The organism is Empedobacter sp. UBA5528 (assembly GCF_002426075.1).
GTDB lineage: Bacteria > Bacteroidota > Bacteroidia > Flavobacteriales > Weeksellaceae > Empedobacter > Empedobacter falsenii_B.
This window is the reverse complement of record NZ_DINY01000014.1, coordinates 1-7,833: the sequence shown is the minus strand read 5'-3', so window position 1 is coordinate 7,833 and position 7,833 is coordinate 1. Positions and strand designations below refer to the sequence as shown.

Sequence of the window (7,833 nt, the reverse complement as noted above, 5' to 3'; positions counted from 1 at the left end):
ATAAATAAAATCCCGCACTGAATTTTTCAGTGCGGGATTTTATTTATTTCTTTTTCATTAAAACTTCTTTCAGAGATTCTGTTTTTATTTTCTCAAAAAATTGTTTCAATTCATTGTATTTATCCGCTTCATAAACACCTTCTGGCAATAAAAATTGAATTGCTAGTATCAATTGTCCATCTTTCACTTTTGCTTCCTGATAATACTCTAAACCAAGCTCAGTTTTGTGATGTGCTTTGTATTTTTCATCAATTATCACTTCGTAACCATCTGGAATTTTAGATTTCACCTGAATATTAAACAAATAAGGATAATTAAATTCTATTTTGCGCTGACGATTTTTATCTTCAAAAGTATATTGTTTTAGAAATTCGCGCAAAGGATTTATAAATGTATAAAATGGAGCATTCGGAATTACAGCTTTTGCTTTATAATTTTTAACGTAAGAATCAGTATCAAAAACCGTTTTATCATTAATTTCTTCGTCTAAACGCACATCTAAAGATTCAGTCAAATATCTATTCAAAACATTTTCTTCGTCTGCAGCATCATCATAAAAATAATCATTGAATTTGTCTTTACGATAAAGAATTAAATTTCCATTACTCATAAAATCATACTTTAATGATGATTCGTAATAAGACAATTTTTGATTCAACTTTACAAACGAAGCTTCACCTTTTTTGATGACAATTCCATGATAATTAAACACATCTAAAGGTCCAAATTCGATTTGTTCTTTATTTAATTTTGAAGCATCTAAGATAATATTTGAAGCACCATTATTTAATTTCACAACTGTTAAAACAGAATTGAATTGATTGACAATTGGATAAGAAAACAAAATTTGTCCATGATGACGACTACTAAACATAACCATCGAAGTTTCGAAACCTTTAGCTGTTAAAATTTCATTCAATAAAAGATTCATATCTGCCGTAGAACCAGACTTTTCTTTCAATAAAGTTTTGTTCGAACGCGTTGGAATAATTCCATAAAATCTATTCCATTTTACATTTGAATCAATATATTCAATCACATTTTTCAAAGTTTCTACCTCATCTTTTCCATTCGGAATATTTTGCGCAACATCTCTGATTGCAGAAGGATTTCGATACAAATCATATTGTGCATTTATATCTTGAATCAAATCTATCTACGCGCTCATCGTAGTTTTCTTTGCTCCATCTGTATGATAATTAGCTGCCTGAATTTTAATTCGTTCACTTTGATCTTCAGGATTATAAACGTATTTTAATTGATTATAACTTTGGATATTATGTAATAACCATTCCGTTGAACTAGATTTACCTTTATACTTTGTATTCAAACCATCACCAATTGTAATAATCGAATATGTACCATAAGCCTGATTATTTAATCGAAACTTGCTCGAAAGCGTTGGTATATCATGTTGAAAATTCCACGCATCAATAGAAAAATTGTGTTCGCTACTTTTGATATAAGTATATTCGATAATAGAACCAACTTTTACATTTGGAAAAGTAAAACGTTTTGCAGCATACAATTCATTTAAAGAAACATCAAAAATCTCTTTTTCATCAATCGGAGTCATTTGCTCTACTCCATTTACAATATTAATTGTACCTCCCTTAATTCCGCTTATAGATTCATTTCTATTCTTGCTGTAATAATTCAGTTGTATATTTGCTTCATCAAGTCCTTTATCAGTCAGTATTTTGATTCTTCGTTTTACAGTCAAATAATAATTAGACGAAGTTAAATCCATTTTTCCTTCTTCCGAAAGAATAACAGCATCTGCATTTTTCTCGAAAGGAACTTGAGTTAAGTTAATTTCTTGCTCCGAAATTTTTCCGAATTTTAAATCTTTCGATTGCGCATTTGTATATAATGCAATAAATAAAAAGAGTAAAGTAATTTTTAATTTCATTTCAATTTGTAATTCCTGCAAAAGTACAATACACAACAATACATAAAGAATAATCTAAATAAAATTTTCGTTACTTTTCTATCAATTCTTCTAACGCTTTTTCTAAAGTAGGATATTGAAATTTGAAACCTGTTTCTTGAATTTTAGTTGCGTCAATTCTAGATCCATTTAGGACTAAACTACTCATCTCACCTAATGCTAATTTCATAACAAAAGCAGGAATATTAGGAATAAAAAAAGGTTTATTCATTTTTCTCGCTAGCGTATGATTGAATTCCGAATGATTTATATATTGCGGTGAAGATGCGTTATAACTTCCTTTTATTTTATCATTATCTACAGCTTCCGCATACATTTGTATCAAATCTGTAATATGTATCCAAGGCATCCATTGTTTTCCGTTACCTAGATTTGCTCCTACACCAAGTTGAATAGGTTTTTTTAATAATTTGAAACCTTCGCCGTTTTTAGACAAAACAAAAGAAGTTCTAAGACAAACCACTCTTGCACCTATTTTTTCGAACTGATAAGCAGCATTTTCCCATGCGACACAAACTTTACCTAAAAAATCAATATTCGGTTCATCAGATTCTTTGAAAATTTTGTTCGAAGTAATTTGTCCATAATAAGCAGTTCCAGACGCGGAGATAAAAAATTTCAAATCAATATTCAATTTTTTGACATACTCAAAAAGTAAATTCGCTGTATCAACTCTACTCGAAAAAATTTCTTTTTTGTAAGAATTTGTCCATCTTTTCGCAATTAAGCTTCCAGCCAAATGAATAATTCCATCCAAATTTTCAAAAACTTTTTCATCAATTGTATCTTTCTCCCAATGATAAAAAGGATGTTCAATCTCTTTTTCTCTTGTCAAAATACGAACTTGATGTCCATTTTTAATTAAAATCTTTGTTAATTCTGAACCAATTAATCCACTTCCACCAGTCAATAGAATATTCATACTAAAATTTTTTCCTAATTTAGCTCATTCCAAAAATATAAACTAATGTTTAAAGGTAGATTTCCTTATCTAAAAAGAATGGGAGCTGATGAAGAAAAGAAGCTAAAACAAAAAATATTCGATATAGTTTTTGAAGCTGATACACCTTATGGAAAACTTTTTGACATCTCTTTATTACTTTTAATTTTATTGAGTGTTGGCTTAGTTATGTTGGAGTCTATTCCGGCAATTAACGCAAGACACCATACAGTTTTAGTATCTTTAGAATGGATTTTAACCTTTTTGTTTACTATAGAATATTTATTAAGAATCTATTGCGTTAAAAATCGTTGGCGATATATTTTTAGTTTTTATGGAGTTATTGATTTATTGTCTATTTTACCATTTTATCTTGGTTTAGTTTTACCTACAAGTAAGTACCTAGCAAGTATTCGTATTTTAAGATTACTACGTATTTTCAGAATTTTTAACCTTACTCGATTTACTCGTGGGAAAAATGTGTTGGTGTTAGGACTGAAAGAAAGTAAAGATAAAATCATCGTTTTCTTATCATTTGTAGTATTAATTGTTGTTGTAATTGGCTCGATTATGTATATGGTTGAACACGATCATCCCGAATCTGGTTTCACAAGTATACCAATTAGTATTTATTGGGCAATTGTTACTTTAACAACAGTAGGTTATGGTGATATTTCACCTGTCACTGGTTTAGGACAATTCTTAGCTTCTGTTGTAATGATTATAGGTTATGGTGTAATTGCTGTTCCCACAAGTATTGTAACTATGGAAATGAATAAAGCGGCTAAACATAAGGAAGATATTCCTACAAACACGCAAAGATGTCGCAATTGTGGCGATGATTACCACCTAGATGGTGCTATTTATTGCAAAACCTGCGGGCATCTTTTAAATGAACCTTAAAATTTATCCAAATTAATGAATCGATTATTGTCAATATGATTAACGTATTCGTAATTTTTGGTGTAATTAATTGACATATTCAATTCATAACCAACTAACATCAAAATAACATTGATGTAAACAAAAATCATCATAATCATCACTAATCCAAGCGATCCATAAAACAAATCAATATTTGTAAAATAACTTAAATACGAATTAAAACCAATCACAGTTAACAAGAACAAAACAGAAGTTAACAATGCCCCTGGAATAACTGTACTACGCGATTTTTTGTGATTTGGTCCGAAATAATACAACATACACATCGAAACAAAATAAAAAATAAATACCGAAAAATAGTTGATTAAATACGAAAATTGTCCAAGTTTACTTAAAAATGAAACGTTGGTTAAGTATTTCCAAATAATTGATGTCGAATAAGATAAAAACACTTGTAACACAATAAAAACTGTAAAAAACAAGGTTAAAATTATCGAAATCATTCTCGATTTTGAGTTTTTTCGCTTTACATAAACATCTTGATACGAAACATTAAATCCATTTATAATCCCTTGTATTCCGTTGGATGACATAAAAATTGTAATCAAAATCAAGAAATAATTCACTTTACGTTTTCCTTGTACAGCCGTCGTTTTATCAATATACGAAATCACTTCATTGCTCACATGTTTAGGTAAAAGTTGAGGAAGAAGTTGTGTAAATAGCAAGTTTTTTATTTCTTGGTAATAAACCAAATGCGGTAAAATACTAAACAAAAAAAGCAAAAATGGAAACATACTAAAAAATAAAATCCACGAAACTGCCGCCGAACGCAACGGAAAATTACCTTTCATGACGCGAATCCAAAAAACTTTCAAGAAATCATATACCGTGATGCCCGTATTTTTGTTCATCAATTTTGTTTTCGACCAATCTCGAAAATAATTTATTCCTGTATATGTTTTAAAATCTTGTAGAATGCGCATATTTTTGTCTCAATAAATAATTTTGAATGAATATTACGACCATTTGTATCGGTAAAACAGACGAAAAAGCCATCGAAATGCTATTACAAAAGTATGAAAATCGATTGCCTTCGCACATTAATTATCAAAGAATTGAAATTCCTGACATCAAAAATCGTAAAAATTTGTCCGAAATTCAACAAAAACAAAAAGAAGCTGAGCAAATTTTGAATAAAATCATCAATACAGATTTTGTTATTATTTTGGATGAAAAAGGAAAACAACCTACTTCGAAGCAATTTGCAGATGATATTCAGAATTACATGAATCAATCTGTCAAAAATCTTGTCTTTGTGATTGGTGGTCCTTATGGTTTTGACGAATCTGTTTACAATCGTGGAAATAAAAAAATGTCTTTATCCAATATGACATTTACGCATCAAATGGTTCGTCTATTTTTGACTGAGCAAATTTACCGAGGATTTAGTATATTGCAGGGTAAACCTTATCATCATGAATAACACCTCTCCATTTGAAGAATTTGTTCCTAAGCAAGAAAATAAACTAAGTTTTGGTATTGGAAAAGCTCTTTTGTATAGCGCAATTGCAGTGATTATAATGCAGTTTGCTGGCGGACTTGTTTCTGCTCCAGCACTTTTTTACAAACCGCTTAATCACTTACTTTTACCGTTAGGATTTTTAACAGGAACGGTTTGCGCAATTGTTATTTTATTGATGTTGACACAAACTAAATTTGCATCAATTTTAAAAGATATCAAACATTCTTTTACTCCAATTCAGCTCATATTATCAATAGCTTGTTGGTTATTTCTTTTGCCTTTAGCCGAGGTTGCAACAAGTTTAATTCCAACAACTGGACCTTTAGAAGAAATCTATAAAATCTTTCAAGCTTCTTTTGAAATGATGTTAGATTACAAAATCGCTGGATTTATTATGATTTGTATTTTGGCTCCAATTTTCGAAGAAATTATTTTCAGAGGAATAATCTTGAAAGGAATGCTAAATTTCAATGTAAATCCTACAACTGCAATCTTAATCAATGGATTTATTTTTGGATGTGCACATATGAATCCTTGGCAATTTATAGGCGCTGGACTTTTAGGAATCATTTTTGGAATAGTTTATTATCGCACAAAATCGTTGTTTTTACCTATGTTATTACATTTCCTAAACAACACTCTTTCGTACTCGTTAATGCTAATGCAGGGCGATATGGAAGGCGAAGTTTTTGCGCAAAGAGATTATTTATTAATTGGAGGAATGACACTTATCGGAATTTTATCTGTCTATTTATTAATCAAAAAAACAGAACAAAAAACAATATAAATGGAATTAATTTTTGCCACACATAACAACAATAAAGTAAAAGAAGTTACAAAAATGTTACCTTCTTACCTATCGATGAAATCATTGACTGATATTAATTTCTTTGATGAAATTGAAGAAACTGGTACAACTTTCGAAGAAAATGCGCAATTAAAAGCGAAAACTATTTTCGATAAAACTGGGAAAAATATCTTTGCAGATGATTCTGGATTAGTGATAGAAGCGTTAAATGGAGCACCTGGTGTATATTCTGCTCGATATGCTGGCACAGGAAAAGACGAAGATAATATTGCAAAAGCGTTGAAAGAATTGGAAGGAAAAACAAATCGAAAAGCGTATTTTATTTCTATTTTCTGTTTAATTTTGGATGGAAAGGAATATTTTTTCGAAGGACGAGTGAATGGAACTATTGCAACTGAAATTATGGGTGACAATGGTTTTGGCTACGATCCGATTTTTATTCCTGATGGTTTTTCAAAATCTTTTGCACAAATGTCTCCTGAAGAAAAAAATGCAATTAGCCACCGAGGAAAAGCTGTCGAAAAATTAAACGATTTTTTAACTAATCTAAACGTAAATTGAGTTTACAACTAACAATATTAGGATTTAATTCAGCATTACCAACAGCTTTTACGCATCCGACCGCTCAATTATTAAACATCGCAGAACGCTATTTTTTGATTGATTGCGGAGAAGGAACACAAGTACAATTGCGAAAAGCGAAGGCAAAATTCAACCGAATAAATCACATTTTTATATCGCATTTGCACGGCGATCATGTTTTTGGATTGATTGGATTAATTTCTACACTTCAATTGCTTGGTCGCGATATGCCTTTGCATATCCATGGTCCGAAAGGAATTGAGGAATTTATTACAACACAATTACGTTTAACAGAATCTAATAACTCATTCGAGATTATTTTCAACGAATTGCATACAAAAGAATCTGTTTTAGTTTTTGAAGATGATAAAGTTGAAGTTTATTCTATTCCGCTAAATCACCGAGTTTATACAAATGGTTATCTTTTTCGAGAAAAGCCAAAACCTCGAAAATTGAATATGGATACGATCGAGGAATTTCCAGAAATTGAAATCTGCGATTATCAAAATTTGAAAAATGGAAAAGATTTTACGTTAGAATCTGGAAAAATAATTCCGAATGATTATTTAACATTTGATGCTCAAAAGTCCTTGAGTTACGCGTTTTGTTCGGACACAAAATATAAACCAGATATTGTTCCAATTATAAAAGATGTCGATTTGTTATATCACGAATCAACATTTTTACACGAATTGAAAGATTTAGCGGTTTACACAGGGCATACAACTGCAAAAGAAGCTGGAATGATTGCGAAACAAGCCAATGTAAAGAAATTAATTTTAGGTCATTTTTCTAATCGTTATCACGATTATAAACCTTTGTTAATCGAAGCCCAAGAAGAATTTACGAATACCGTTTTACCAGAATTGTTGAAAACAATAAAAATAGAAAGTTAGTAATCAAAATATAAAAAAATCCGTTCGATAGTCGAACGGATTTTAGTTTTACAAATGTTTCTCAATCCTATGGATTTTGAACTAAAACTCCTTTAGAAACAATAATTTGTTGTTCAGGAATATATTCAATTACTTCATTTGCTGTAGCAAGAATAGTGTATAATGGATTACTTCCTGATAAATGTGTACCAGGGTAGCGTCTATCCATTGTCAACCCATTTCTATATGTGGGTACGTCATATCCTC

At 30.2% G+C, this 7,833-nt stretch carries 9 protein-coding genes; 5 read left to right on the top strand and 4 right to left on the bottom strand.

Annotated elements, in window-relative coordinates; genetic code table 11:
• Positions 1–43: 43 nt before the first annotated feature.
• The 3 genes from B4L98_RS03595 to B4L98_RS03585 form a co-directional block, all read right to left on the bottom strand.
• Positions 44–1,150 (bottom strand): hypothetical protein, encoded by a 1,107-nt coding sequence (locus B4L98_RS03595; RefSeq protein WP_219034758.1) that lies wholly within the window; start codon positions 1,148–1,150, stop codon positions 44–46.
• Between the two features lie 6 nt (positions 1,151–1,156).
• Complete coding sequence (locus B4L98_RS03590; protein WP_125348827.1) at positions 1,157–1,912, bottom strand: DUF3857 domain-containing protein; 756 nt, start codon at positions 1,910–1,912, stop codon at positions 1,157–1,159.
• A 70-nt stretch (positions 1,913–1,982) separates the two neighbouring features.
• Positions 1,983–2,873, bottom strand: coding sequence for a TIGR01777 family oxidoreductase (locus B4L98_RS03585; protein WP_221856027.1), 891 nt, complete (start codon positions 2,871–2,873; stop codon positions 1,983–1,985).
• 45 nt (positions 2,874–2,918) lie between these two features.
• On the opposite strand from B4L98_RS03585, the gene B4L98_RS03580 reads away from it, so the two are divergent.
• The gene (locus B4L98_RS03580; protein ID WP_286495960.1) at positions 2,919–3,794 is read left to right on the top strand and encodes an ion transporter; all 876 of its coding nucleotides are present in this window, start codon (positions 2,919–2,921) and stop codon (positions 3,792–3,794) included.
• Here B4L98_RS03580 and B4L98_RS03575 read toward each other — a convergent pair.
• Entirely contained in the window at positions 3,791–4,762 is a 972-nt protein-coding gene (locus B4L98_RS03575) for a YihY/virulence factor BrkB family protein (RefSeq protein ID WP_219034754.1), read from the bottom strand. The two genes, B4L98_RS03580 and B4L98_RS03575, sit on opposite strands and share 4 nt — an antisense overlap.
• A 26-nt stretch (positions 4,763–4,788) precedes the next feature.
• Between B4L98_RS03575 and rlmH the strand changes: the two genes are divergently transcribed.
• Genes rlmH through B4L98_RS03555 form a run of 4 tightly spaced genes read left to right on the top strand, consistent with a single transcriptional unit; the run spans position 4,789 to position 7,587 of the window.
• The gene (rlmH, locus tag B4L98_RS03570; RefSeq protein WP_115001348.1) at positions 4,789–5,262 is read left to right on the top strand and encodes a 23S rRNA (pseudouridine(1915)-N(3))-methyltransferase RlmH; all 474 of its coding nucleotides are present in this window, start codon (positions 4,789–4,791) and stop codon (positions 5,260–5,262) included.
• Positions 5,255–6,088, top strand: coding sequence for a CPBP family intramembrane glutamic endopeptidase (locus tag B4L98_RS03565; protein WP_219034753.1), 834 nt, complete (start codon positions 5,255–5,257; stop codon positions 6,086–6,088). The genes rlmH and B4L98_RS03565 overlap by 8 nt, the downstream gene beginning before the upstream one ends.
• Positions 6,089–6,670 (top strand): RdgB/HAM1 family non-canonical purine NTP pyrophosphatase, encoded by a 582-nt coding sequence (gene rdgB / locus B4L98_RS03560; RefSeq protein WP_219034752.1) that lies wholly within the window; start codon positions 6,089–6,091, stop codon positions 6,668–6,670.
• Positions 6,667–7,587 carry a ribonuclease Z gene (locus B4L98_RS03555; RefSeq protein WP_219034751.1) on the top strand — a complete coding sequence of 307 codons (921 nt, stop codon included), beginning with the start codon at positions 6,667–6,669 and terminating at the stop codon, positions 7,585–7,587. The genes rdgB and B4L98_RS03555 overlap by 4 nt, the downstream gene beginning before the upstream one ends.
• Positions 7,588–7,833 lie beyond the last annotated feature (246 nt).